The 22,755-nt window shown below is 61.6% G+C and carries 29 protein-coding genes; 18 read left to right on the forward strand and 11 right to left on the reverse strand.

What is annotated here, in order from left to right; genetic code table 11:
* The first annotated feature begins 139 nt into the window (after positions 1–139).
* The 5 genes from AC4D6D_RS05895 (at position 140) to AC4D6D_RS05915 (ending at position 3,482) form a co-directional block, all read left to right on the forward strand.
* A complete protein-coding gene (locus AC4D6D_RS05895; protein WP_491326875.1) occupies positions 140–469 on the forward strand; it encodes a hypothetical protein in 330 nt (109 codons plus the stop codon).
* Positions 466–1,158, forward strand: coding sequence for an MT-A70 family methyltransferase (locus tag AC4D6D_RS05900; protein ID WP_491326876.1), 693 nt, complete (start codon positions 466–468; stop codon positions 1,156–1,158). The genes AC4D6D_RS05895 and AC4D6D_RS05900 overlap by 4 nt, the downstream gene beginning before the upstream one ends.
* Entirely contained in the window at positions 1,155–1,634 is a 480-nt protein-coding gene (locus tag AC4D6D_RS05905) for a hypothetical protein (RefSeq protein WP_491326877.1), read from the forward strand. The genes AC4D6D_RS05900 and AC4D6D_RS05905 overlap by 4 nt, the downstream gene beginning before the upstream one ends.
* A 100-nt stretch (positions 1,635–1,734) precedes the next feature.
* On the forward strand, positions 1,735–2,604 hold the full coding sequence (locus AC4D6D_RS05910) for a phage replication initiator YdaU family protein (RefSeq protein WP_491326878.1): 870 nt from the start codon (positions 1,735–1,737) through the stop codon (positions 2,602–2,604).
* A complete protein-coding gene (locus AC4D6D_RS05915) occupies positions 2,604–3,482 on the forward strand; it encodes a hypothetical protein (protein WP_491326879.1) in 879 nt (292 codons plus the stop codon). Before AC4D6D_RS05910 ends, AC4D6D_RS05915 begins: the two co-directional genes overlap by 1 nt.
* Positions 3,483–3,672: 190 nt before the next feature.
* Here AC4D6D_RS05915 and AC4D6D_RS05920 read toward each other — a convergent pair whose 3' ends face one another.
* From AC4D6D_RS05920 to AC4D6D_RS05965, 10 genes are all read right to left on the reverse strand, one after another.
* Positions 3,673–3,867: a hypothetical protein gene (locus AC4D6D_RS05920; RefSeq protein ID WP_491326880.1), complete on the reverse strand. Its 195-nt coding sequence runs from the start codon at positions 3,865–3,867 to the stop codon at positions 3,673–3,675.
* Complete coding sequence (locus AC4D6D_RS05925) at positions 3,864–4,070, reverse strand: hypothetical protein (protein WP_491326881.1); 207 nt, start codon at positions 4,068–4,070, stop codon at positions 3,864–3,866. Before AC4D6D_RS05925 ends, AC4D6D_RS05920 begins: the two co-directional genes overlap by 4 nt.
* On the reverse strand, positions 4,067–4,378 hold the full coding sequence (locus tag AC4D6D_RS05930; RefSeq protein WP_491326882.1) for a hypothetical protein: 312 nt from the start codon (positions 4,376–4,378) through the stop codon (positions 4,067–4,069). The genes AC4D6D_RS05925 and AC4D6D_RS05930 overlap by 4 nt, the downstream gene beginning before the upstream one ends.
* A complete protein-coding gene (locus AC4D6D_RS05935) occupies positions 4,371–5,405 on the reverse strand; it encodes a hypothetical protein (protein ID WP_491326883.1) in 1,035 nt (344 codons plus the stop codon). The genes AC4D6D_RS05930 and AC4D6D_RS05935 overlap by 8 nt, the downstream gene beginning before the upstream one ends.
* A 38-nt stretch (positions 5,406–5,443) precedes the next feature.
* Positions 5,444–5,599 carry a hypothetical protein gene (locus AC4D6D_RS05940; RefSeq protein ID WP_491326884.1) on the reverse strand — a complete coding sequence of 52 codons (156 nt, stop codon included), beginning with the start codon at positions 5,597–5,599 and terminating at the stop codon, positions 5,444–5,446.
* 12 nt (positions 5,600–5,611) lie between these two features.
* Positions 5,612–6,130 (reverse strand): hypothetical protein, encoded by a 519-nt coding sequence (locus AC4D6D_RS05945; protein WP_491326885.1) that lies wholly within the window; start codon positions 6,128–6,130, stop codon positions 5,612–5,614.
* A 40-nt stretch (positions 6,131–6,170) separates the two neighbouring features.
* Positions 6,171–6,476: a hypothetical protein gene (locus AC4D6D_RS05950; RefSeq protein WP_491326886.1), complete on the reverse strand. Its 306-nt coding sequence runs from the start codon at positions 6,474–6,476 to the stop codon at positions 6,171–6,173.
* Positions 6,473–7,024, reverse strand: a complete 552-nt coding sequence (locus AC4D6D_RS05955) for a hypothetical protein (protein WP_491326887.1) — start codon at positions 7,022–7,024, stop codon at positions 6,473–6,475. The genes AC4D6D_RS05950 and AC4D6D_RS05955 overlap by 4 nt, the downstream gene beginning before the upstream one ends.
* A gap of 86 nt (positions 7,025–7,110) precedes the next feature.
* Positions 7,111–7,794 (reverse strand): hypothetical protein, encoded by a 684-nt coding sequence (locus tag AC4D6D_RS05960; RefSeq protein ID WP_491326888.1) that lies wholly within the window; start codon positions 7,792–7,794, stop codon positions 7,111–7,113.
* Positions 7,795–7,978: 184 nt separating this feature from the next.
* Positions 7,979–8,248, reverse strand: coding sequence for a hypothetical protein (locus tag AC4D6D_RS05965; RefSeq protein WP_491326889.1), 270 nt, complete (start codon positions 8,246–8,248; stop codon positions 7,979–7,981).
* Between the two features lie 84 nt (positions 8,249–8,332).
* Between AC4D6D_RS05965 and AC4D6D_RS05970 the strand changes: the two genes are divergently transcribed.
* Positions 8,333–9,148: a terminase small subunit gene (locus AC4D6D_RS05970; RefSeq protein WP_491326890.1), complete on the forward strand. Its 816-nt coding sequence runs from the start codon at positions 8,333–8,335 to the stop codon at positions 9,146–9,148.
* On the opposite strand, the gene AC4D6D_RS05975 is transcribed toward AC4D6D_RS05970, so the two are convergent.
* Positions 9,145–9,366 (reverse strand): helix-turn-helix transcriptional regulator, encoded by a 222-nt coding sequence (locus AC4D6D_RS05975; protein WP_491326891.1) that lies wholly within the window; start codon positions 9,364–9,366, stop codon positions 9,145–9,147. The genes AC4D6D_RS05970 and AC4D6D_RS05975 overlap by 4 nt on opposite strands.
* A 106-nt stretch (positions 9,367–9,472) precedes the next feature.
* Between AC4D6D_RS05975 and AC4D6D_RS05980 the strand changes: the two genes are divergently transcribed.
* The 12 genes from AC4D6D_RS05980 to AC4D6D_RS06035 all read left to right on the forward strand — a co-directional run bounded on the left by AC4D6D_RS05980 (position 9,473) and on the right by AC4D6D_RS06035 (position 22,751).
* Complete coding sequence (locus AC4D6D_RS05980) at positions 9,473–11,146, forward strand: terminase large subunit (protein WP_491326892.1); 1,674 nt, start codon at positions 9,473–9,475, stop codon at positions 11,144–11,146.
* 12 nt (positions 11,147–11,158) lie between these two features.
* Entirely contained in the window at positions 11,159–11,662 is a 504-nt protein-coding gene (locus tag AC4D6D_RS05985) for a hypothetical protein (protein WP_491326893.1), read from the forward strand.
* 77 nt (positions 11,663–11,739) lie between these two features.
* Positions 11,740–12,534: a hypothetical protein gene (locus tag AC4D6D_RS05990; RefSeq protein WP_491326894.1), complete on the forward strand. Its 795-nt coding sequence runs from the start codon at positions 11,740–11,742 to the stop codon at positions 12,532–12,534.
* Positions 12,535–12,568: 34 nt separating this feature from the next.
* A complete protein-coding gene (locus tag AC4D6D_RS05995) occupies positions 12,569–13,021 on the forward strand; it encodes a hypothetical protein (RefSeq protein ID WP_491326895.1) in 453 nt (150 codons plus the stop codon).
* A complete protein-coding gene (locus AC4D6D_RS06000) occupies positions 13,014–15,356 on the forward strand; it encodes a portal protein (protein WP_491326896.1) in 2,343 nt (780 codons plus the stop codon). The genes AC4D6D_RS05995 and AC4D6D_RS06000 overlap by 8 nt, the downstream gene beginning before the upstream one ends.
* A 43-nt stretch (positions 15,357–15,399) precedes the next feature.
* A complete protein-coding gene (locus AC4D6D_RS06005) occupies positions 15,400–16,245 on the forward strand; it encodes a hypothetical protein (RefSeq protein ID WP_491326897.1) in 846 nt (281 codons plus the stop codon).
* Positions 16,246–16,558: 313 nt separating this feature from the next.
* Positions 16,559–17,656, forward strand: coding sequence for a N4-gp56 family major capsid protein (locus AC4D6D_RS06010; RefSeq protein ID WP_491326898.1), 1,098 nt, complete (start codon positions 16,559–16,561; stop codon positions 17,654–17,656).
* A gap of 14 nt (positions 17,657–17,670) precedes the next feature.
* Positions 17,671–18,126 (forward strand): hypothetical protein, encoded by a 456-nt coding sequence (locus AC4D6D_RS06015; protein ID WP_491326899.1) that lies wholly within the window; start codon positions 17,671–17,673, stop codon positions 18,124–18,126.
* Positions 18,127–18,192: 66 nt separating this feature from the next.
* A complete protein-coding gene (locus AC4D6D_RS06020; protein WP_491326900.1) occupies positions 18,193–18,912 on the forward strand; it encodes a hypothetical protein in 720 nt (239 codons plus the stop codon).
* Positions 18,912–19,640, forward strand: a complete 729-nt coding sequence (locus AC4D6D_RS06025; protein WP_491326901.1) for a phage adaptor protein — start codon at positions 18,912–18,914, stop codon at positions 19,638–19,640. Before AC4D6D_RS06020 ends, AC4D6D_RS06025 begins: the two co-directional genes overlap by 1 nt.
* The gene (locus tag AC4D6D_RS06030; RefSeq protein WP_491326902.1) at positions 19,637–20,245 is read left to right on the forward strand and encodes a phage adaptor protein; all 609 of its coding nucleotides are present in this window, start codon (positions 19,637–19,639) and stop codon (positions 20,243–20,245) included. The genes AC4D6D_RS06025 and AC4D6D_RS06030 overlap by 4 nt, the downstream gene beginning before the upstream one ends.
* Positions 20,246–20,303: 58 nt before the next feature.
* The gene (locus AC4D6D_RS06035) at positions 20,304–22,751 is read left to right on the forward strand and encodes a cellulase family glycosylhydrolase (RefSeq protein ID WP_491326903.1); all 2,448 of its coding nucleotides are present in this window, start codon (positions 20,304–20,306) and stop codon (positions 22,749–22,751) included.
* Positions 22,752–22,755: the final 4 nt, after the last annotated feature.

A 22,755-nucleotide genomic window follows, 5' to 3' on the forward strand; every position in this document is an offset into this window, starting at 1 on the left:
TGACCGGCAGGTGTTAATATCGACGGCAGCAACCGCCTTGCTGCGTAGTGTCCCTGTTCGTCTGGCTAATCGCCGTCGAACGAATGAACAGGGAGTTCCACCACTACGCAGCTTGGCGGTTTTTTATTGTGAGCTAATCATGAAAGGACCATGGGACGACATCTTAAAACCGGGTTTTCGTTGCCCGGAAGGCATTACACCTTTTCCGCTTGAGGCCCGGCTTATCCCGGTCGCAGGCGATCCCTCTGGCCTTCTCGATCCCGCGCCGCGCGTTCATGCCTACATGATAGCGGTCTACGCGGAGACGGGTCAGCCGCTCACCGTGAGCCACCTCATCCGGACACTGGGCAAACATCAGCAGCTGCACGGCGATAGCCCATGGGTTTACCGCTTCCGCAACTGGCCGCTGGAAAACCTCTATGACGCCTCGCTCCTGTACGAAGCCCCAGCCGGGGAGGTGCAGTCATGAGCGGCCCGTATCAGCTCGTTTATGCCGATCCGGCGTGGTCCTACGACAACAAGGGCACCCGGGGCAAAGCCGACAACCACTACCCGACCATGACGCTGGCGCAGATGAAGCGCTTGCCTGTCTGGGATCTGGCCGCGCCTGACGCCGTGCTCGCTATGTGGTGGGTGGGGCCGATGGAACGCGAAGCCCGGGCGCTGGCCGAGGCGTGGGACTTCAAGGTCAAGAACATGAAAATGTTCACATGGGCCAAGCTCAACCAGATGGCCGAGCGCGATTTCAACAAGGCGCTGGCCGCCGGTGCCGTTCCCGACTTCGCTGCCCTCATGCAGCTGCTGAACGCCAAAACCAAAATGGGCCTTGGCAACTACACCCGCGCCAACAGTGAGGACGTGCTGGTGGCCGTTCGCGGCAATGGGCTGGAGCGGCTGGCCGGGAACGTCAAACAGATGGTTTACGCCCCGATCGGCGCGCACAGCGCCAAACCTGACGAAGTGCGCCAGCGCCTCGATCGGCTCTATGGCCCGGACGTTTCCCGCATCGAGCTGTTTAGCCGCGGGGATGCGCCCGGCTGGCACCACTGGGGCAATCAGAACCCACGCAACGACGTCGAGCTGGTGATCCCATCGGCTCGCATCATCACCCATCACAATGACAATGCGCCGGTCGTCGCCGGTAAGGAATCTGCATGAGCAAGAGATTTGGCCGCAATCAGCGCCGCCGCGCCCGGGAAGAGGTTGCCAGCTGGAAGGAACAAAGCCGCCTGAAGGCTGGCTACCTGTTGAACGCCCGCCAGCAAGCCGACGAGCTGCGCGACACGATCCGCAAGCTGGAGCAGCGGCTGGACGACGCCAAGGCCGTGCTGGGCCAGAACCATCCGGTATTCGCGGCTGGCAGTGCGCAGCATCACCGTAACCCACCGGCGCTGACCTACCAGCACCGGCTACCCACCGGCCAGATTGCCAACATGGCGGTATTCGAGCTGGTGGCCCGGCCGGACGACGTGCGCGCCCAGATTCACCTGCACCTGTATGCCGGTAAGGCCCACGTCGGTTACGCCATCAGCGAGCACGCCTTGCACTCTGTGCCTGAGTACATCCTCGTGCGCCGCATCACCGAGGAAATGACCATGCTCGCCCTGTCCGAGATCCGGAGGGTCAAAGCATGAAGACGCTGATCCTTGGGCTGGTGCTGTTCGGTTTGGCTTGGCTCATCGGCCAGCCGCATCTGGTCTACGCATTTCTCGATTGGGCAACGGAGGCGCGGCTATGAGCCTGCTATTCAAATTTCGGCCGCTGGTCATCAATCCCGAGCTGGCCGAGCGCATTGGCCTGAATGAGGCGATCGTGCTCCAGCAGCTGAATTACTGGCTGACCGAGACAGAGAGCGGTGTGGAGTTTGAGGGCCGCCGGTGGGTCTATAACACGCACGAACAATGGGCGAACCAGTTCCCATTCTGGTCCGTCGATACCGTGAAACGCGCTCTCACCGTGCTGACGAAACAGGGCATCGTGATTGCCGAAAAGCTCCAGAAATCCCAGCGCATTCACACGAATTTCTACACCATCGACTTCGAGCATCCTGCACTCACCGATGAGGGCAATCTGCCCTCATCGAAGAGGGCAAAAGTTACCCCATCTGAAGAGGGCAAGTTGCCCTCATCGGCGGGGGCAAATTGCCCTGATGTGAAGAGGGCAAATTGCCCTGTTCTTCTTACAGAGATTACAACAGAGACTACTACAGAGATTACAACAGAGACTTCTCAACAAGGCGGGCGTGCGAAAAGCGTGCCTGCGGTGTTGTCAAAATCGAAACAGCCAGTTCAGGACGTCACTGCGGAGCTGGGCGATTTACCCAAATGGATCCCGGTCGAGGCTTGGGCCGCGTTCGTCGCCATGCGTGACGGCATGGGCAAGGCTGGCAGGCTCACCCCATACGCCGCCAAGCTCATCGTGAAGAAGCTGGAGCAGCTGCGCGATGCAGGCCATCCGCCCGGTGCCGTGCTGGAGCAATCCGTCATGAGCAACTGGAAGGGCGTCTTCCCGCTGAAGGGCGAAGCGGCTGGTGGTCGCCAGCAACAGCTCGAAACCCGCAACCGCGCCGCGATCGATGACTTCGTGAACGGAGGCCAAGGCTGATGGTCGAGGCTGACAAGCGCGAGTTCGCTGAAATCATGGGGGCCGTCATGGCCCTTTACGGCCGCGACGCCACCAAGCCGCTGCTGGGCTTGTACTTCAGCGCGCTGGCCGCTCACACCATGGAGCACATTCGGCAGGCCTTGGACCGGTGGGTGCGGGATCCCCAGCACGGCCAGTTCATGCCCAAGCCCGCCGAAATCATCCGGACGATCGAATACACCCACGGCAGCAACACGCCCCGCTGGCTCTCCGCAAACGAGGCATGGGCGCAGGCAATCCCGGCCATCAACGAGGCCGCCACCGTCGTGTGGACGCCGGAAACCGCGAAGGCGTGGCAGGTTGCCCGGCCGCTTTACGAGGACGGCGACAAGATCGGCGCGCGCATGGCGTTTATCCCGGCTTACGAGCGGCTGGTGGAGCAAGCCCGCATCGAGGGGAAAGAACCACAGTTCGAAATCAGCGCCGGTTGGGATCCCCAGCTGCGCATTGCCGCCGTCGAGAAGGCCCGCACGATCGGCCTGTTGCCACCGGCACGGCCTGAGCCGGTGCTGGCGCTGACCGGCCCGGAAGGGGAAGCCTTCACGCCGGAGCAGATGGACGAGAACAAAGCCCGCATGGCCGCCAGCCTGCGTGAGCTGGCCGAGAACCTGAAGGCGGCCGGAGAGCGCCGGGAACAGGAGGCGGCCGAGCGCCGCGCCCGGGAACGCCAAGAATTTGAGGATCGCAAGGCGGCCATGGTGGCCGAGGCCTTGGCACATTTCGAGAAGGAGCAGACGAACGATGCAGAAGGAATCGCTGGCGCAGATGAAGTTTCGCCACAAGCGGGAACAGGTGGCGGCGGCCAATCAGCACGCCATCCGGATGCAGGCCATGCGTGAAAGACATTTCAACGAGCTGATGCAATGCCCTGACCAAGCCGGGCGGAGCGGATAGTAATCACCGAACTCACAGGAGCGCCGCTAAGGCGCTCTTTTTGTTTTGCCGTGTGGTTGGGTGGGTACAGGCGAAAAAAAGCCGCTGCGGCCCGGAGGCTTCGCACAGCGGCGTGTTCGGTCGGTCGGCCTGGCCCTACTTCCGGGCGTGGCGCTCGTGGTATTCCAGAAGCGCCTTGCTGATCAGCTCGTCCTTGGAGAGGTCGGTCTGGGCCTTCAGCTCATCAAGCGCCTGCGCGGCTGGTGCCGCAAGCCACGTCTGTAGCGGTCTGTCACCGGCGGCGATGCGCTTGGCGCGGTAGGTCTTAACGTAATCGTAGTCGCGGCTCACTGGGGAACCTCAAGCACCGGCCGTCTGATCTGCACGTCGATGCAAATCGCGTCCGGGTCGGTGGTCTTCGCGCCGCTGATGCGTTCGCAGTCGGCCTTGGTGTTATGGATAATCATGTCCACCGGCTCGTCGCGGCAATCTTCCTCTGCCACCGGCCCACAGATGGCGATGACCAACATCCAGCCTGAAATTATCTCCATCATGCCGCGTTCCTCACTCGTTCCGGGTTGCCCAGCACCATGACCGGGCGACGGAACGCCATCGGGTCGTGCATGTTCACGCGCTTGGTGACGATACGGCGGGTGCGCGGCTTCAGCTGGTCATTGCTGACGCGGGAGCTTTCCCGGGAGCATTCCAGACAGGTGTTGTTGTTGGTCCGGCGGATCGTGCCGTGCTTCGGGTTGATGCTGCATACGCTGCCGTTGAAGTGCTTCATCCCAGCCGCAAGCGCTTCCTCGCGGGCGATGCCGATTTTCGTCTTCTGGCGGCCTTGGTTGTGTCGATTAGTCATGCTCACCTCGTGGGGCGGTCTGGATAAGGGTCCGGGCGGCGCGGGCCATGATTGCGTTCTCGCGTGACATATCGCCTGCTACCGCGTGGCACAGGTCGATCGCGTCGTTCAGCCAGCTCTGTTCACCCTCTGGCGCCGCAAAGCTGTCAGTGCCGAACAGGTTAGAGATTGCGTCGCACAGCTCCTGTGCCGATGGCTCGTCTTCCGGAGCGAGGCCCAGCGCCATGGTGACGCGGTTCAGGGTGTTATTGAGCTTGTTGCTCCGCGAGGCGGCCGTGCGGTGGCTCTCGACAAGGGCGCGGATTGTCTGCGGCAGATCGTCCGAATCCTGACCGTCTACACCGGCGGCGTCCAGCGCATCGTTGAACAGCTGGGCGAACTTCTCGACGGCGCGCGGCAGCTGGTTGAAGCGAATGCCCGGGACGGTGCTCTTGTCGCAAATCTCATCGAGCAGGGTGTGCAGCTGGGCATAGCCCTCTTTGGCGTTCTTGGTCGCCTCGTTCGCCGTCACCAGCTCCTTATCCAGCGTCTCGATGGTGCTATCACGCTCCCGCACTGCCAGATCACGGCCGGAGGCGAACTGTTGCAAGCCCACCATGCGCGGCTTCAGGTCGTCATAGCGCTCGATGCCGAAATGCACGCACAGCTCGTCCACCAGCTCGCGGAAGTTCACCTTAGTGCCCGGGTACTCGTGGCCCGCCACGTCGTCCGGATCCACCGGCGGTTGCGGCTGGTCCAGACGGGCGGCCACCAGCTCGAACAGCGCATCGAGGGACAGCTCTGCCGCTTCCGGGGCGAACTTGTCACGCAGGCTCATGATGAACGCGCCGCACTCGCCCAGCTGGGTTTCCAAGTGCGAAATCTGGCCGTTCTGGTCGCTCCACGTCACGGCGGCGCGTGCCAGCTCTTCAATCTGCTGGGCGGCCTGCATCATCATCTTGAGGGCCGGTGCCGCTTCAGGCGCGACGTTCTGCTGGCGCACGTAGTCACGCAGCTGGTGGGCGGAAATGATAGGGGTCTGGCTCATGGTTGCTCCTGTGCCCCCTTGCGGGGGCGGTTGTGTTGTTATGCGGACAATACTGCTGTCAAAATCGCAACAGCGACGACAAGCCAAAACGCGGCGCAGCCACCGATACAGGCCAGCCACATGTCACGTTTGATGTCTACGCGGTCGGGGTCGGCCCAGTTCTTGAAGCGCTTCAGGGTCAGTACGTTTTTCATGGTAGCTCCGGATTAGATTTTGTGTGCCCAGACTGCGATTGCGTCGCCTTCAGCGTTGGTACGGATGTCCCACAGGAACCAACCGTTGCCCGCTGGCTGGCGCAGCTCCCACAGGGCGAAGTGGTCCGGCTCTCCGTCGCGTTCGTCCGTCTCCGGGGCAATCAGGTAGTTCATGGTGTAATCGAGGCCGTTGGCGGCGAACCACTCGTTCAGCTCCGCGCCGTTCAGCTCGTCCGGGTGTGCCGGGTGCGTCCAGAAGCCAGCCGCGTCACGCTCCACCGTCACTGGCCCGATCGCCTCTTCTGCATCGAGCAGGCCCACGGTGGAAACGCGGGTCATCAAATCGGCCGGCCACATCAAAACCGCGCCGTGGTTCCAGCTGCGGCCAATCTCAATTTTCTTCACAGCAACGCTGGTACGCTGCCCCACAAAGCCCGGCTGGTGGCTGTCGATCGTCAGCACGTTCTGGCCGTGGCCTTTCGCTACTAGGTCGCGCAGCACGGACAGGGCGGTTTCTACGGTCATACTCATGGCAATATCCTTCAATGGGCCGCGCACCGGCGGCCGGGGGTTAGTCTTCTTCTTTGATGAAATCGCGGTACCGGGCTTTCACCTCGGCGGCCTCGCGCTCGTTCAGCTCGCGCACTTCAACCGGCTTGTACTGAAGCGTGGTGTAGTTGCGGCTATGCACCGTCAGGATGCGCAGCGGCTGGCCCACCTGAGGCTTCGCGCACAGCTTGGTTCCTACCCACACACGTTGCTGGCACGGCTGGCAGTCAATCACGCGGCCGTTCAGCACGAACCACGTCGTGAAGTCCTGCCCTTGGTCCTCCAAATCAATCAGGATGATTGGAGCGGGCTTCTTGGCGCGGCTCATTGGCCGTCACCCCAATGGCGAACGCGGCGGCTGTCCACGCAAATCTCCAGCATGGTTTCCTCGTCCTCACGGCCACGGCCAGAGGCCATCACGCCGACGCGAAGATCCACGATGTCATGGCGGTAAGGATTGCTGGCGTTGCCATCGGCCTCGTTCGGTACCGCGACCGCCAGCACTTCAGTGACAATCATCAGCGCGCCCTGAGAAGGCAGGCTGCGGTTACACAGGCCCGGCTTCCATTCGAGCACGTCATAGGCCTTGAACGGGCGGCTGGCCGGTTGCTCGAACAGGAACAGCGAGTGCGCGAGGCCGGTGGCATTGGACAGCTGTAGCTGGTGGGCCTTCTCTTCAGGCGTTGGCAGCTGGGCCAGCACGATGGCGCTATCCACGTCGAAGAAGTGCGCGACGTTCTCGCTGATCAGCGTGTCGAGGCCGTTGTCATCGTTGGCCTTCAGCTTGCTGCCAGCCGCGATAGCTTCGTACTGCTGGCCGGAGGTGAAGCCGTTCCAGCCTTCGCGGCAGATCAGGCTGATTGAGTTGAAACTCATTGCGTGCGCCAAGGCGCGGGCGAAAATGTGCTTATCCATGGGTGTTTACCTTCTGATTGTTGGCCCCGGTCGCCCGGGGCAGGGTCTTATTTCTGGAGAACGACGAGCTGGCCGCGCTCAAGCGCAATGCCGCGTGTCTGGGGGAGCTGGTTAAGCGCCCGCTGCGCGTCTTCGCGGTGGAAGTAGGAGCCGTGCTTGATGAGCTTGCCGTCTTCGCTCGCCATGCGGATCCCGACGACGTAGCGCTTGCCTACCGCGTGAGCGTCACACAGCGCATAGTGGTCTTTGAACAGCTTGCGCGCCTCGTTCAGTGGAATTGCATCAACTTCAGGTGCAAGAAACTCAACCACCACCGCTTGCAGCGCTTCAGGCGCGTCCTGAAAGCGGTATGTCTTGCGGTCCCACTCAACAAAGCGCGTGCCGTTCCAGTCAGCAATTGCAACTGGCTTACCGTCGTGGCGGGTGAACGAGTAATCCTTCACCAGCACTTCGTTGCGCTGGATGGCCGCGAAGAAGTCGGCCTCTTCCTGTGTCAGGAAATCGAACCGTTCGCCGTGGATGGCCTGCGAACCCGGGCGGAATACATCGACCACGAAGTTACGGGCATCGTCTGCGGCGTTGAAGAAAGGGCGCTCTGCCTTCTGGTGCTGGGTTGTCAGCGTGATTTCGAAGTGAGCGGCAGCGGCGCGGACCTCTGTAGAGGTGTGGAGGTACTTCGACGCCAGATAATTCAAAAGGGTTACTACAGCTGCGCGGTCTTGGACATTCATCAACCTTTCCTCGGTTAGTGCTTGTTTGTCTGTTTAACTACTGAGACACAATCTTATCATGTAAGAATCTTATCATGCAACTTTAGTTTGTATTTTAGGAATTACTTTAGAGGTGAGGGGCGGCAAATTGCCGCGCCGATCACGAGGTATTGCCTATCCAAGCACAGAAGCAGGTGCGCATGGCTCATTCCACGAGCATGGCGATGATGCGCGAAGCCGGTTCAGCGGAAAGGGCAAGCCCCAGCCAGAACCCGGTCATGTGCCGCCCGAGGATTCGGTGAGCTGTGCTCAATTCGTCGGCGAATTGCTCATCTGATGTGCAGTCGTTATAAGCAGTTAGGTCCGGCAGGTTATCCTTACCTAACCGCGCGTTCGAAAGCCGATAGCCGCCATGTGGCAGGCTTTCACGGTCCCATCGGACCACTTCGAGCGCGGTGTCAGCCAGTGTTTGCAATCTGGAACTCCCGTTTCTACAATCGCAACAGCGCGATCCGGGGCTTTAACTCCATGCGGATCGTGGGAGTCAACCCACCCACTTGTGAACAAGCCTATGCCAACTAAAAAAACGCCCTCAACGGCTAAGAAGCCGGGAGCGGCAAAGAAGAGATCGACAGCCACACCGAACAAGAAGGCGCTCACAGCGGACCAGCAGCGCTTTGTCGATGAATTACTATCCGACGACCATATGATTGGCTGGCGTGCTTACCAGCGCGCTTACCAGTGCTCTAGCCGCCGCTCCTGCGAACAGTCTGCCTCTCGCCTGTTGAGTTTGGTCAAGGTGCAGGAGGCCATTAGGAAGGGCATGGCCGAGCGCTCAGAGCGTATCAAGTACGGTCAGGATGAGCTGCTACGCCGTCTGGTGTTCATCGCCACCGCTGACCCTAACGAGATCGTCCACTACCGCCGCGATTGCTGCCGGTGCTGCCATGGCATCGAGCACAAGTACCAATGGCGCGACGAGGACGAATACGCACAGGCGCTCATTGCCGCCACCGAGAACGCGGACGAGGAAGACGACCGGCCTATCCCGACTAACGAAGGTGGCTACGGCTACGACCCCAAGCTCGCGCCGCATCCTGATTGCCCTAAGTGCGATGGCGATGGCTTCGGCCACATGCACGTCAACGACACGCGGTTCCTCTCTGGGCCTGCGCGCTTGCTCTATGCGGGCATGGAAATGACGAAGGAGGGCATCAAGCCCAAGATGCACGACCAGATGGCGGCCGCGCAGATGGTGGCGCGCCACCTTGGCATGTTCAACGACAAGCTGACGCTGAAGGGAGACGCGGAGAACCCGCTGGTTGCGCTGCTTCAGTCTCTACCCGGCGCAACGCTGAAGCCGGTGGACGACTAACGATGACGCGCGATCGTGCTTATCCTCTTCAGCTGCTTGCCGATGTCCGGCCACAGCTCGCGCAGCGTCAGCTGTCTGGTTGCCAGCTCCACCAGCCGCGATGTGCCGTCCTGTTCCCAGCTGTTGTACGTCTTGCGCGATACGCCCAGCTCTTCGGCCGCGCGCTCCTGCGTCCAGTTCAAATCCTTGCGCCACAGACGCAGCTCGTAACCGCCCATACCTACCCCCTTTCGATCTGGAAGAAATTGCACATCGTTCCCGGGGATTGTCGCACAGAAAGTAACGAAACTACTCATTTTGCACGTTTTGCGGGGGCATTCGATCATGGCTCTAGCGCTTAGGGAGGCTCCCCCAGCTCCGCAGCACACCCACGTACAGGCACAGGACGCACCGGCGACGGTATGCGTGCCGGTGCCGCTCGACTTCATTCCACAGACGCCCGCCGACCTGAAGGTGTGCCTCTCTGACCCGATGTGGCGCATTTGCTCCGGGCAGCTCTACAAAATCATGACCAAGGGCGACGACAACGACGACGACGACGATACGCTCGTGGTCCCGTTCAAGCCCAACCGTGCCCAGCGCAAGCTCCTGAAGCGGATGCACAGCCGCAATATCATCCTGAAGGCGCGCCAGCTGGGTTTCACCACGCTAATCTGTATCTTCTTCCTCGACTGCGCCTTGTTCCGCGCCGACATCCGCGCCGGTATCATCGCCCACGAAGAGGATGCGGCTAAGGCCATCTTCCGAGACAAGGTGAAGTTCGCCTATCTCAACCTCCCGGCCCACCTGCGCGCCGTCATGCCGCTGGCGCGTGACTCAGCAGAAGAACTGAAGTTCGGGCACAACAACAGCTCGATCCGCGTCTCCACCTCCATGCGTTCGGGCACCATGCAGTACCTGCATATCTCCGAGTTCGGGAAGATATGCGCCAAGCGCCCAGACAGGGCCGAGGAAGTGGTGCGAGGCTCTATCCCTGCCGTTCCTACCCGAGGCGGCATGTTGTTCATTGAGAGCACCGCAGAGGGCCGCGACGGGCATTTCTACAAGATGACCACCAAGGCCGAGCAGCTCGCAACGCTTGGCCGTCGTCTCACGCCTAAGGAGTACCGCTTCCACTTCTTCCCATGGTGGCAGGAGGCCAACTATCGGCTGGATCCTGAAGGCGTGGTTATCTCCCATGCCGACCATGAGTATTTCGACAAGATAGAAGGCATCATGGGGTGCTCAATCGACATCGAGCAGCGCGCATGGTGGATCAGCACCCGCGATAACGACTTCTCCGGCGAGGAAGAGTCGATGTGGCAGGAATACCCGTCCACACCGGCCGAGGCGTTTCAGGTGTCCAACAAGGGCTGCTACTATGCGGTCCAGATGGCGAAGGTGCGCAAAGACAAGCGCCTTACGCGGGTACCGTTCGAGCCGGGCTATCCGGTCAACACCTTCTGGGACATCGGCAACAGCGACGGTACCGCCATCTGGTTCCACCAGCAGGTTGGCGTGCAGCATCGCTTCATCCACTTCGAGGAAGGCTGGGGCGAGCCGTACTCCTATTTCGTGCGCAGGATGCAGGACTTCCAGCAGCAAACAGGCTGCATCTGGGGACGTCACTACCTACCCCACGACGGCAACCACGAGCGGCAGGGCGAGACGAACAACAACAGCCCACGCACCATGCTGGAGAACCTTGGCCTGCGTAAGATTGAGATCGTGCCGCGCGTCGAGGAGATACAGCACGGCATTCAAGCGACCCGCGATTACCTCGCGTCGTGCTGGTTCGATGAGGCGGGATGCAAGGAAGGCATCACCCATATCGAGAGCTACAAGAAGAAGTGGAGCGCACAGCTCCAGTGCTGGATGGATGAGCCGCTTCACGACGTCCATTCCGAAGCATCGGACGCCCTCAGGCAGGCCGCGCAGACCTTCACCAACACGCAGCATTCCAAGTCGCCAGCGGGCAAGCGCCCGAAGCGACGCAACACAGGCGGCATGGCCGCATAATGAGAGGTAGGCATGAGTTATCAGAGCAAATCAGGGCGACAGGAAGCGCAGAAGGGCATGGCAGGCGGCGCGTTCGTCATTGTCGTGGACACAGAGGGCAATCCGGTAGCGTTCGGCGGTGGCGGTGGCAGCACTGACCTTACCCCGCTTCTCGATCGCTATGGCGCTGTCAGTGGCAACCCGGCGGCCAACACCGTGCTGGGGCGTCTGTCCGACATCACCAAGGCAGTGAGCGCGCCCAAGTTCACCTATGTGCAGGCCCGCAGCGTCACCACGGCGGCAAACGGCACCGACTTCATCGCTTTCCCGAACCTTGGGGCAGAGATGCTGGACATCACGAACGACACAGGCGTGGACCTCGAATACAAGCGCAACAACGCCGCTGACACGTTCCCCATCCTCGCCGGGCAGTCTCGACTGATCACCGGCATCAGCAACGCCAATCAGGTGAGCATTCGCCGCACCGATACGGGCACCGCGCCGGTGAAAGTGAAGGGGGAGGTGTTCAAGCTATGACGATAGACGCCGTGAGAGGGCGATCCTTCACATCCAGCCATTCAGCGACCCGGGGCCGCGTAATCCCCTCGATCGACTTGCTGGCCGATGTGCTGGACCCACGCCTAACCTACACGCGCGCCGGTAATCTGATGTACTGGGCTGGTGACGGCAAGCTGAAGCAGGCGGCCGCGAACGTCTGGCCCATTGAGTACGTGGACGGGAGGAAGGCAGGACGCCACCAACCCGAGCCTGAGGCTACCAACTATCAGGTTTATGGCCGCGCTATTGGCGTGGAAGGCGGTACCCATGTTGTTCGCACCACACCCATGGACCCGGCAGCGGCTGGGGCACCGGACGGCGGGGCAATCGCACGCCTGCCGCTGGAGTGTGACAGCTTCTGTATCTCGCAGGACGTCGGTTCCGTGGATCTCGTGCCGGTCACGCTCTACCCCGGGCACCCGGCCAAGTGGTCGCGCATGGTGTTCCCTGTCACCACGACGCGGGAAAGCCGTCTGCGCACATGGATGGGCCGCAACAAGGCGAACGGGCCGCCGGTGGTGTATCTGACGCAGGGCGGCGCGATGAGCGTCAACGACTGGGCTATCTCGTATTTCACCAAGGCATATGACGATACCTCGTTCGTGGGCGGCCTCGTGCAGCTGGAGCGCGGGAAGGTGGCAACATCGCCTATTATCACTGAGGGCAGTGCTACAGCGGCGCGTTCAGCGGCCGCGCTGACGATTGCCACGGCGGGCGCCAGAGGTTGCCGTGTGGTCTACAGCAATGGCGATGTGGAGCCGTACTGGTTCGCGGCTGGGGCGACGTTCACGCTGCCCACCAGCACGCGCCACTGGGCCGAGCGGTATATGACCCGCATCGAATACTTCTGATTTCGTGGCTAAAGTGTTGTCAAAACGGCAACATATGGTGCATGACAACAACATAAGCGGTGACTTTATGGCTCATTACGATCTGGACTTAACTCAACCGGCCTTCAGCAAGGCCCGGGGCGAGCTGACTATCTACGGCGCGTGGCATGGCAAACGCCTGCGCCCATGCCTTGCTGTGCTGCCCACCTACCGCGCTGGCACGCCGCTGGTGATCGAGGTGGACGACGCTTGGCAGTGGAACCCGGACGACCCGGACGCAGACCCACGCCGCAATCTCCATCTGACGGCCGCGTTTCTGCGCGCCAATGGCATGGACGCCGCCAACCCCTTCACGGCCATGAAGGTGGCCTCGCTTGTTCACGACTACCTTGGCGACCTCCTGCGCATCCCTCCGAAGCCGGGCGAAACCATCGTTGTTGCCGATGCCATCCAGACCGACCGCAACAGCGGCAAGGTCACGCACCGGGAGATCATCCAACGTGTTTGATGACGAAATCAAAGCCAGCGGGATGGATTTTGCAAATGGCCGAGTAGACAGCACAGACCCCTATACCCGTATGCCGCAGCAGGACGGCAGCACGCGCGGTACCGATCGCCACAAGCTAGATAGTCCGGCCATGGAAGGCGCGCACCGTCGCCTTATCCGGCTCTATGAGGATGAGCTTGATCGCCAGTCTGAGAACCGCACGCAGATGGCGACGGACGAGGACTTTTACGACAACATCCAGTGGCGTGAGGAAGACGCCCGGGCGCTGAAGGACCGGGGGCAGGTGCCCTTGGTGTACAACGTCATCGCATCGAGCATCAACTGGGTGCTGGGTACCGAGAAGCGCGGCCGCACCGACTACAAGATCCTTCCCCGCCGCAAGGACGCGAGCAAGCCAGCCGAGCGCAAGACGCAGCTCATGAAGTACCTGAGCGACGTCAACATGACGCCGTTCCACCGTTCCCGCGCGTTCGAGGATAGCGCCAAGGTAGGTATCGGCTGGATTGAAACCGGCGTGCAGAACGAGGACGACGGCGAGCCTGTCTTCTCGCGCTACGAGAGCTGGCGCAACCTGTTGTGGGATAGCGCCTGCACCGAGAAAGACCTTAGCGACTGCCGCTATATCTTCCGCGTGAAGTGGGTGGACCTCGACATTGCAGAAGCGATGTTCCCCGACCGCATCGGCACCCTGCGCGCATCGTCTGCCGGTAATCAGGCCTATGGGCTGGATGAGCAGGGCGACGAGGCCATGGATAGCATGGAGAACCAGCTCAACGGTTACGCCTCGATCCGCAGCTACAACGACGGTTTCGAGCGTGGCCGCGTGCGTCTTATCGAGGTGTGGTACCGCAAGCCCTCGAACGTGAAGCGCATGGTGGGCGGTGACTTCTCCGGCGATCTGTTCGATGAGGCCAACCCATCGCCCGGCCACCAGCAGAGCATTGACGACGGCGAGGGCGTGCCCATGGATCGCCAGCTCATGCAGATGCACGTCGCCATCATGTGCAACGTGGGGATGCTCTACCACGCGCCGTCACCGTACCGGCACAACCAGTTCCCGTTTACGCCTATCTGGTGCTACCGTCGCGGCCGCGATGGCCTTCCCTACGGCATGATCCGTGGAATGCGCGACATGCAGGAGGACATCAACAAGCGCGCCTCCAAGGCTCTCCACATCCTGAGCACCAACAAGGTGATCATGGACGAGGGCGCGGTGGAAGACCTCGACGAGTTCGCGGAGGAAGTCTCCCGGCCGGACGCCATTCTCGTGAAGAAGAAGGGCTACGAGCTGACCATCAACGCCGAGCGCGAGCTTGCACCGGCGCACCTTGACCTGATGGGCCGCTCTATCTCGATGATTCAGACGCTCTCCGGAGTGACTGACGAGAACATGGGGCGCAGCACGAACGCCACCAGCGGACGGGCAATTACTGCGCGACAAGAGCAAGGAAGCATGACCACGGCGGGGATTTTCGATAATCTACGCTTCGCCGTACAAATCCACGGCCAGAAAGAGCTTTCGCTAATCGAGCAATTCTTCACCGAGCGTAAGCAGTTCCGTATCACCAACGCACGCGGCACCCCGGAATACATCGAGGTGAACGACGGTCTACCCGAGAACGACATTGTGCGTTCGAAGGCTGACTTCATCATCAGCGATGCAGACTGGCGCGCCAGCGTGCGGCAGGCCCAGACAGAAGAGCTGTTTGCTCTCCTTCAGCAGCTTGCACCGGTGGCCCCTCAGGTGGCGCTCGTGATGCTCGACCTCATCGTAGAGGGAATGGACATCACCAGCCGCGACGAGATCGTGAAGCGTATCCGTCAGGTTACGGGAATGCGCGATCCGGACGCCGAGGACATGACGCCGGAAGAGAAGGCAGCCGAGCAGGCCAAGCAGCAGGCCGAGCAGGCACAGGCAGAGCTTAACCAGCGCGCCATCATGGCGAAAATCGCCCTTGATGAGTCCAACGCCCAGAAGAACATGGCGGGCGTGGCTAAGGCGCAGGCAGACGCCAAGAAGGTGCTTGGCTCCCTTGCAGGCGAGAACGTCGCCACGCAGCTGGCAGCGCTTCAGGCAGCTATCGCGGCAATCTCCACGCCGGGCGCGGTGGGCGTTGCGGACGGCATCTTGCACGAATCTGGCTTTGTCTCCCGCACCGAAGAGGACGCGGCGACACAGGCGGCCGTCGAAGAGGCCCAGATGCAACAGCAGCAGCAACAGGAGCAGGCAGCACAGCAGCAACAACAGCAGCAGGCCGAGCAGGAACAGGCGGCCCAGCAGGAACAACAACCCGAGCAGGCGCAGGACGCAGGCTTACCCCAATTCCAACAGTGAGGACTAACTAATGGCACACGGATTATCACCTGAAGAGCTGGCAATGCTCACCCCTGAAGAGCTGGCAGGCCTCGAAGAGGACGACGAGGACGAAGAGCACGAAGAGGAAGAGCTGGACGAAACCCAGCCCCAGCCCAAGCCGGGCGAAGAGCAGCAGGAAGAAGAGCAGCCGAAGCCGGGCACCAAGCCGCAGGCCGAGGAAGAGCAGCCCAAGCCGGGCGAGCAGGAAGAGCAGGACGCACAGGCCGAGCGCCAGCGTACCCGCGTGCAGATGTTCCGCGCCGACGTGCCCGAGGACATCGAGACGCAGCGTACCGCCCTCGATGCTCGCTGGGATGAGCTGGCGACCAAGTTCGATGACGGTGACATCACCTTTGCCGAGTACAATCGCGGCATTCGTGACCTGAATACCGAACGCGGCAAGCTGGACCGTGCCGAGCTGAAGGCAGAGCTGGCGGCCGAGGCGAGCCAGAGCCGCACGCAGGAGGACTGGGCGAACCTGTGCGAGGATTTCGTGGGCGCCAATCCTATCATCGGCAAGAACGAAACCATGTGGAACGCCTTCGACGTCAAGCTGCGTCAGGTGACGGCTGCGACCATGGAAGCAGGCGGCCAGATCGGCCAGCGCGACTTGGAGAAGGCCTTCAAGCTCATGCAGGAGGATCTGGGCATCACCGTGCAGGAGCCAGCCCCGCAGCCGGGCAAGAAGAAGACGCCGGTGGACGTGCCGCCAACGCTGGGCAAGGTACCAGCCGCGCAGCAGAACGAAACCGACGACGGGAAGTATGCTCACCTCGACCGCTTGGCCGAGACGGATCCCGAGAAGTACGAGGCCGCGCTGTTGCGGATGTCCGACGCCGAGCGCGATGCTTACATGCAGGCGGGCTAAGGGGACATCATGCTGAAACACGACTTGCGCGTTGGTGAGACAATCGAGATTGGCGGGGCGAAGGTGACTTTGCAGCGCAAATCAGGGCAAAACGTGAGCCTTGTGATAGACGCGCCCCGCGACGTCCTGATCAAGCGTTCCCCGAAACCTCAATCAACACAGGAGGATATAGCGCCACAGCCCTAGCCATTAGCCGTGTGAACAGTGTTTGCATTCTGACAACACACGGCTGATAATCACAACACATAGCAGTGCTGCGCATGACGTGCGGTTTCAATCCCAACCACACCGCACGTTTTGAGGACTTAGCACTATGGGTCAAACCGTAATCCCCTTCGGTGATCCGAAGGCACAGAAGAAGTGGTCCGGCCAGCTCTTCGTGGAAACCACCAAGAAGAGCTACTTCGACCGTTTCGAAGGCACCAGCGACAACAGCGTCATTCAGCGTAAGACGGAGCTGGAATCCGATGCTGGCGACAAAATCCAATTCGACCTGTCCGTGCAGCTGCGCGGCAAGCCTACGGCCGGTGATGACCGTCTGAAGGGCAAGGAAGAAGCGCTGAAATTCTTCACCGACGAAGTTGTTATCGACCAGCTGCGTAAATCCGTTTCCGCAGGCGGTAAGATGACCCGTAAGCGTACCGCGCATGACCTGCGTAAGGTCGCCAAGGATCGTCTGTCCGACTACTGGGCGCAGTACATTGATGAGCTGAAATTCATCTACATGTCTGGCCTGCGCGGCGTGAACGAAGACTTCATTGAAGATTTCGATTACACCGGCCACGCAACCAACCCTCTCCGTCAGCCCGACGCACAGCACCTGCTGTTCGGTGGCGCTGCCACGTCCAAGGCGTCACTGACTGCCGACGACAAGATGAGCCGTACCACCATCGAACGTGCCACCACCAAGGCCCGTATGATGCGTGCGCGCGACCCGAAAACCGCGAACCTGCTGCCGATCACCGTTGGCGGCGAGAAGCACTACGTGGTGCTGATGTCTCCGTATCAGGAGTACGATCTGCGCAACGAAATCGGCGAGCGCGGCTGGCTGGAAGTGCAGAAGTCGGCGGCATCGGCTGAAGGCAAGGCTAACCCGATCTTCAAGGGCGGGCTGGGCATGATCAACAACGCCGTCCTGCACTCGCACGAGAGCGTTATCCGCATGAATGACTATGGCGCAGGCCAGAACACTCAGGCGGCGCGTGCGCTGATGCTTGGCCGTCAGGCAGCTGTCATTGCCTACGGTACCGCCGGTGGCCTTCGCTTCACTTGGAAGGAAGAGACGGACGACTTCGGCAACGAGCCGACCGTTGCAGCCGGTACCATCCTTGGAATCTCGAAGACCCGCTTCAACAAGCGCGATTTCGGCATTCTGACCATCGACACCGCAGCCAAAGACCCGAACGAGTAAGGAGGGTAGCTTAGATGGCACTCATTTCTACGCAGTACGCATCGGGCGTTAAGCCCACTTTCCGCCCGCAGACGGCAGGTGCAACCCACACGCAGCTGTTCATCGTGCCGATCCCGGCCGGTGGCTTCGCGCAGTACGACATTCTGGAGCTGGCCCAGCTGCCTCCGTATGCCCGTATCGTGGACGCACAGCTGATCTGGGTGGGCGCGCCGGTCGCCGGTGCAACCGCTGAAGTTGGCATCCTGTCCGGTGAGCCGGGCGAGCCTACCAACGAAGACGGCACCGTGCGCACCATGAGCAACGAGCTGTTCGCCGGTGGCTCTCTGGACGGCATTCAGCGCCTGTCCCGCACCGACGCCCTGCTGATTAAGAAGAGCGACCGCCCTCGTTCTATCGGCGTGAAGTTCAACGCGGTGATCCCATTCGCTGCGAATAAGCAAATCGGCCTCCAGCTGTCCTACGCACAGTAACGGCCTGCAACGGAAAGAGGGGCGCAAGCCCCTTTTTCTTGTCTCCATTGTTCCCGAGGTTTTCTCATGAAGATTGAATGCCTAATCATTCGCCCTACCGGCACCAAAGTAGAACTGGATGCGCCTAAGCGTACCTACCACTTCAAGCCCACCAGCGACGATGTACGCCATATCGCTGAAGTAGGCGAAGCCAGCCACGCGGCGCTGTTGCTGCGCATCCGTGAGGCCTATCGCGCGATCGACGGCGAAGCGGTGGCGCTGCCGGGCGAAGACGACACCAACCTTCCTACCCGCGTGCTGAACGGCTCGCAGGTGCATGATGCGCGCTACACCATCCACGGCGGCGACGAAATCGAGCTGGACGACCTTGTAGGCATGGCGTTCGATGATTCCGGCCTGAGCGAGGATGAATGGAACGAGCTGCCGGATCAGGAGCGTTACGAGTTCATCGACGCTACCCTTGTGGAGCTGCGCGGCGGCGAGCGCGAAGAGCAGAACCCACCAGCGCCAGAAGCACCGGCACCGGCTCCGGAAGCCCCAGCACCTGAAGCGCCAGCACCTGAAGCCCCGGCACCGCAGGGCCAGGCCGAGCAGCCAGCACCGGCACCAGCCGCACCGGCAGCGCCAGCCGCGCCAGTGACCCCGGCAGAGCCGACCAGCGAGGATCTGGCAAAGCTGCCGGAAGACGAGCTGCGCGAGCGCTTCAAGGCCAAGTTCGGTCGCTACCCGTCCAAGCAGATGAAGCCTGAGAACATCGTGGGCGCACTGGCCGAGGACGACGACTGATGAGGACGGCGCGCAAACTCTTTGAAGCAGCGGGCATCCTGCTGAACGATACAGGCGAGTTCACCGCGCGCCGCACTCCTTTGAGCGAGCTGTGCGACTGGCTGAACGACGGACTGACGGCGATCGTGCTCCAGAAGCCGAGTGCCACCGCACAGACCGTTACCCTTACCCTGAAGGAAGGCACGCTCCAGCAGCTGCCTGCCAAATACACCAGCATCTTGCGCCCAGTGCGCAACGTGCGCGGGGAGGCGTCCGATCGTCGCCCCCGCAAGGTGGTCACTGTGACCGCTGGCGAAACCATCAACGCGATTAAGCCAGACTGGCACGACAGTTACAGCGTTCCCTTCGCGCAGCAGGTGAAGCACTTCATCTACGACGAGGCGAACCCCAAGGCGTTCTACGTCTATCCCGGCAACGACGGCACCGGCTACCTCGAAGCGGTCCTGTCTGCCGTTCCCGCTGAAGTGAAGGCCACCGGCGACGTTCACGAGCTGGCGAGCTACGACGTGGCGATCCCGCTCGATGACGTCTATTTCGGCGCGCTGCTGGATTACGTCATGTACCGCGCCCGATCCAAGGATGCGCAGGAATCCGGCAACGCCCAGCGTGCAGGCCTCCACTACCAGCAGTTTGCCAACGCCCTTGGCATCAATGTGACCGTCGAAACGAACATGTCGCCTAACACCAAGGCGGGCGTGGGCGGCGGCGCTGTTGGAGTTACCCAATGATCCGCGACATTGAAGACCTTCTCCCCAAGCTGATGCAGTGGGCACCCGGATTGCCGGAGCCGACCGCGACAGAGCACGTCCGGGCCGCTGCCGTGGAGCTGTGCAAGCGCACCCGTTGCTGGCGCGACAACGACAAGTTCGAGGTTGCTGGCCGCTTCAACGATATTCCGGCCATCATGCCGTTCTCTGCCCTGTTCGAGATTGAGAGCCTGAGCTTTGACGGCATCACCCTCGATCCGCTGCCGTTCGACATCGAGCAGATGCGCGACGAGGACGCAGAAGGCCAGCCGCAGGGCTATACCCAGATGTGGCCGAACCGCATCGCGCTCTACCCGGGCGCGACCGGCACCGTGCGCGTCTCGATGTTCCTCGTGCCGTCCGACAACGCCGAGCAGCTCCCGCAATGGATGTTCGACCAATTCAGCGACGTCCTGACGTGGGGCGCGCTCTCTACCGCGCTTCTGTTGCCGAACCAGCCATTCACGAACCCGCAGCTGGCCGTGATGTTCGACGGCAAGTTCCAGCAGGCGCTCGATCGTAATTTCGCATTCCACAAGAAGGGGCAGCAGCGTGCGCGAGTCCGAACGAAACCCAGCTACCTCTGATGTAATCAGGGGTGTGAAGCTGGGGGCCGAGGATTTGCCCCTTTCTCAATACCGTTACGTGATCGACCTTGGCGCTACGCTCATGCAGCGCCGGTACAAGGCCACCACGGACGTTCTCGACTACAAGATCGACCTCATGGACCAGCTGGGCGAGGGCGAGGACGTCATTGCCTGCCGCGCGTGGGCTGATGCTGGCCCGCTGGCTCCAACCCGTCTCCTGTTCAATGACTACATCATGGTGCTGTGGCTCGCTGGCGGCGCTGGTGGAGCTGCGCGCGCGGCTGTCAGCATCGAAGCGACCACCAGCAAGGGCCGCGTGCTCATGCTGCACTTTGCCGTCGTGACCGATGGCGTCACCGTCTGGGTGGCGCGTATGACCGTCAGCGCCCCGGAGCGCGCCGTGGTGAGCGTGCGCACCCTTGGCGACAAGCCAGCCGACGAGAGCGAACCGGCCATCACCGTGACACCGGCGGCGCTGGCGTTCCCGGGCTTCTACTACGGCGGCGTAAGCGACCCGCAGACCGTCACCGTCAAGAACACCGGCAAGGTGCCCGTCCGTTTCTTCGGGATCACCGCCAGCGGCCGGTACCGCCAGACCAACGACAGCGATATGCGGCTGGAACCGGGCCAGAGCCTCACCATCAGCGTGACCTTTGCCCCGCTCTTGGGCGCGCCCATGAACGGCCAGCTGGAAATCGACATCGGGAACGGGCCGCAGAGCTACGTCACCCTGACCGGCTCCGTCACCACCAGCTCACGCCTGCACACCAGCGGCTCGCAGATCGTGGACGCCAACAACAAGCCGGTGCGCCTGCGTTCGGTGAACTGGTTCGGGGCTGAAAGCGACCTTTACATGCCGCATGGCCTGTGGGCGCGCGGGTACAAGGAAATCATCGACCAGATCCGGGCCATGGGCTTCAACTGCATCCGCCTGCCGTTCTCCGGCGACGTCTGCAACACGACCCAGATGCCCAAGCCCAACACCATGCAGGCGGCGGGCAATGCCGACATCATCGCCGCGACCGCGATCGGCGTGCTTGATGCCATCATCGGCTACTGCGCGGAGAAATCCGTTTACGTCATCCTCGACCACCACCGGCGCACAGCTGGCAGCGGCGCGGACGGCTCGCCGGTGGATGCCACCTATACGCTGGACAAGTGGCTTGCGAGCTGGCGCTTCATGGCGAACCGCTACGCCCTCAACGAGTGGGTAATCGGGGCCGACGTCCACAACGAGCCGCACGATCTGGAGTGGGACCAGTGGGCCGGGTACGCGGAGCAGGCAGGCGATGCCATCCACGCTATCCAATCGCAGTGGATCATCTTCGTGCAGGGCGTGGCGAGCTATAAGGGCGTGGGCGCATGGTGGGGCGGCCAGCTGGCAGGCGTTGCCGATCGGCCGGTGAAGCTCAAGCAGCGCGACCACCTCGCATACTCCCCGCACGAGTACGGCCAGAGTGTCGGCAAGCAGTCGTGGCTGGCCGACACCAGCGGCACTTACCCGGTGGGCTGGCCCTTCAACCTCTACGCCATCTGGCGCGAGCGCTGGGGCTTCATCTTCGAGCAGGCGCTGGCGCCAATCTGGATCGGTGAGTTCGGCGGGCACTTCGGCGTGGACGGCAACGGCAAGCTGGGCGTGGTCGCGAACGCGGAATACGAGGCCCAGTGGCTCTATCACCTTGAGCTGTACATGAACGGCGACTTCGAGGGCGACGGCCGCAGCCACCTGCAAGCCGGGCAGCAAGGCATGTCCTTTGCCTATTGGTCCTTCAACCCCAACAGCGGCGACACCGGCGGGCTTGTCCGTGACGACTGGAAGACGCCGCAAACCTTCAAACTCAGACTACTGGAGCCATTAATGGCGGGAATTTCACTCGACTATCTGACGTCGCTCGATCCCTTGGCGGCGGGCAGCGTGGGCGATGCGGATCTGACCCTCATCAACCACGAAGGGAAGGACTTCTCCATGCGCATCAGCGAAGTGGTGAAGTTCATGCAGGGCCGCATGTACGCGGTGGACTCGATCCACTGGTTCCGCACCAAGGTTGACCCGAACACCATCTATCCGGGCCAGAAGTGGATGCGCGTCAATCTGCCGAACCGCACCGTGAGGCTTGCGGCCAACGACGGATCGGACGTCGGCACCACCGGCGGCAGTGATAGCATTCAGCTGGCGGCCGGGCAGATGCCGCAGCACGGCCACTCTGTGAACATCAACACCAGCTCAACCGACCTTGGAACCAAGCAGACATCGGACGACGGCCAGCACGCCCATGGCGGCGTTCCGAGCCGTGCCGGTCCTTGGCAGATCGGCGGGAACCAGAACACCAAGTTTAGCTACAACACGCTTGGCGAAACTGACGCAGCAGGCCAGCACCACCACACAGTCTACATTGGTCCGCACGCCCACAACGTGAGCGGCGTAACCGGTAATTCGGGCAACGGTCAGCCCATTGATGTGACCAACTCATATGTAAAATTGGCGGCTTGGTACCGCGTTTCTTAAAAAG

Source organism: Novosphingobium sp. BF6 (assembly GCF_058273105.1).

Excerpts from the sequence above, each read along its gene's own strand:
- AC4D6D_RS05950 (WP_491326886.1), bottom strand. The coding sequence starts at position 6,476 with ATGAGCCGCGCCAAGAAGCCCGCTCCAATCATCCTGATTGATTTGGAG.
- AC4D6D_RS06030 (WP_491326902.1), top strand. The coding sequence starts at position 19,637 with ATGATCCGCGACATTGAAGACCTTCTCCCCAAGCTGATGCAGTGGGCA.
- AC4D6D_RS06020 (WP_491326900.1), top strand. The coding sequence starts at position 18,193 with ATGAAGATTGAATGCCTAATCATTCGCCCTACCGGCACCAAAGTAGAA.
- AC4D6D_RS05955 (WP_491326887.1), bottom strand. The coding sequence starts at position 7,024 with ATGAGTTTCAACTCAATCAGCCTGATCTGCCGCGAAGGCTGGAACGGC.
- AC4D6D_RS05940 (WP_491326884.1), bottom strand. The coding sequence starts at position 5,599 with ATGAAAAACGTACTGACCCTGAAGCGCTTCAAGAACTGGGCCGACCCC.
- AC4D6D_RS05900 (WP_491326876.1), top strand. The coding sequence starts at position 466 with ATGAGCGGCCCGTATCAGCTCGTTTATGCCGATCCGGCGTGGTCCTAC.
- AC4D6D_RS06010 (WP_491326898.1), top strand. The coding sequence starts at position 16,559 with ATGGGTCAAACCGTAATCCCCTTCGGTGATCCGAAGGCACAGAAGAAG.
- AC4D6D_RS05910 (WP_491326878.1), top strand. The coding sequence starts at position 1,735 with ATGAGCCTGCTATTCAAATTTCGGCCGCTGGTCATCAATCCCGAGCTG.
- AC4D6D_RS05985 (WP_491326893.1), top strand. The coding sequence starts at position 11,159 with ATGAGTTATCAGAGCAAATCAGGGCGACAGGAAGCGCAGAAGGGCATG.
- AC4D6D_RS05895 (WP_491326875.1), top strand. The coding sequence starts at position 140 with ATGAAAGGACCATGGGACGACATCTTAAAACCGGGTTTTCGTTGCCCG.
- AC4D6D_RS05925 (WP_491326881.1), bottom strand. The coding sequence starts at position 4,070 with ATGATGGAGATAATTTCAGGCTGGATGTTGGTCATCGCCATCTGTGGG.
- AC4D6D_RS06015 (WP_491326899.1), top strand. The coding sequence starts at position 17,671 with ATGGCACTCATTTCTACGCAGTACGCATCGGGCGTTAAGCCCACTTTC.
- AC4D6D_RS05960 (WP_491326888.1), bottom strand. The coding sequence starts at position 7,794 with ATGAATGTCCAAGACCGCGCAGCTGTAGTAACCCTTTTGAATTATCTG.
- AC4D6D_RS05935 (WP_491326883.1), bottom strand. The coding sequence starts at position 5,405 with ATGAGCCAGACCCCTATCATTTCCGCCCACCAGCTGCGTGACTACGTG.
- AC4D6D_RS05915 (WP_491326879.1), top strand. The coding sequence starts at position 2,604 with ATGGTCGAGGCTGACAAGCGCGAGTTCGCTGAAATCATGGGGGCCGTC.
- AC4D6D_RS05930 (WP_491326882.1), bottom strand. The coding sequence starts at position 4,378 with ATGACTAATCGACACAACCAAGGCCGCCAGAAGACGAAAATCGGCATC.
- AC4D6D_RS06005 (WP_491326897.1), top strand. The coding sequence starts at position 15,400 with ATGCTCACCCCTGAAGAGCTGGCAGGCCTCGAAGAGGACGACGAGGAC.
- AC4D6D_RS05995 (WP_491326895.1), top strand. The coding sequence starts at position 12,569 with ATGGTGCATGACAACAACATAAGCGGTGACTTTATGGCTCATTACGAT.
- AC4D6D_RS05945 (WP_491326885.1), bottom strand. The coding sequence starts at position 6,130 with ATGAGTATGACCGTAGAAACCGCCCTGTCCGTGCTGCGCGACCTAGTA.
- AC4D6D_RS05905 (WP_491326877.1), top strand. The coding sequence starts at position 1,155 with ATGAGCAAGAGATTTGGCCGCAATCAGCGCCGCCGCGCCCGGGAAGAG.
- AC4D6D_RS06025 (WP_491326901.1), top strand. The coding sequence starts at position 18,912 with ATGAGGACGGCGCGCAAACTCTTTGAAGCAGCGGGCATCCTGCTGAAC.
- AC4D6D_RS05975 (WP_491326891.1), bottom strand. The coding sequence starts at position 9,366 with ATGGGCGGTTACGAGCTGCGTCTGTGGCGCAAGGATTTGAACTGGACG.
- AC4D6D_RS05980 (WP_491326892.1), top strand. The coding sequence starts at position 9,473 with ATGGCTCTAGCGCTTAGGGAGGCTCCCCCAGCTCCGCAGCACACCCAC.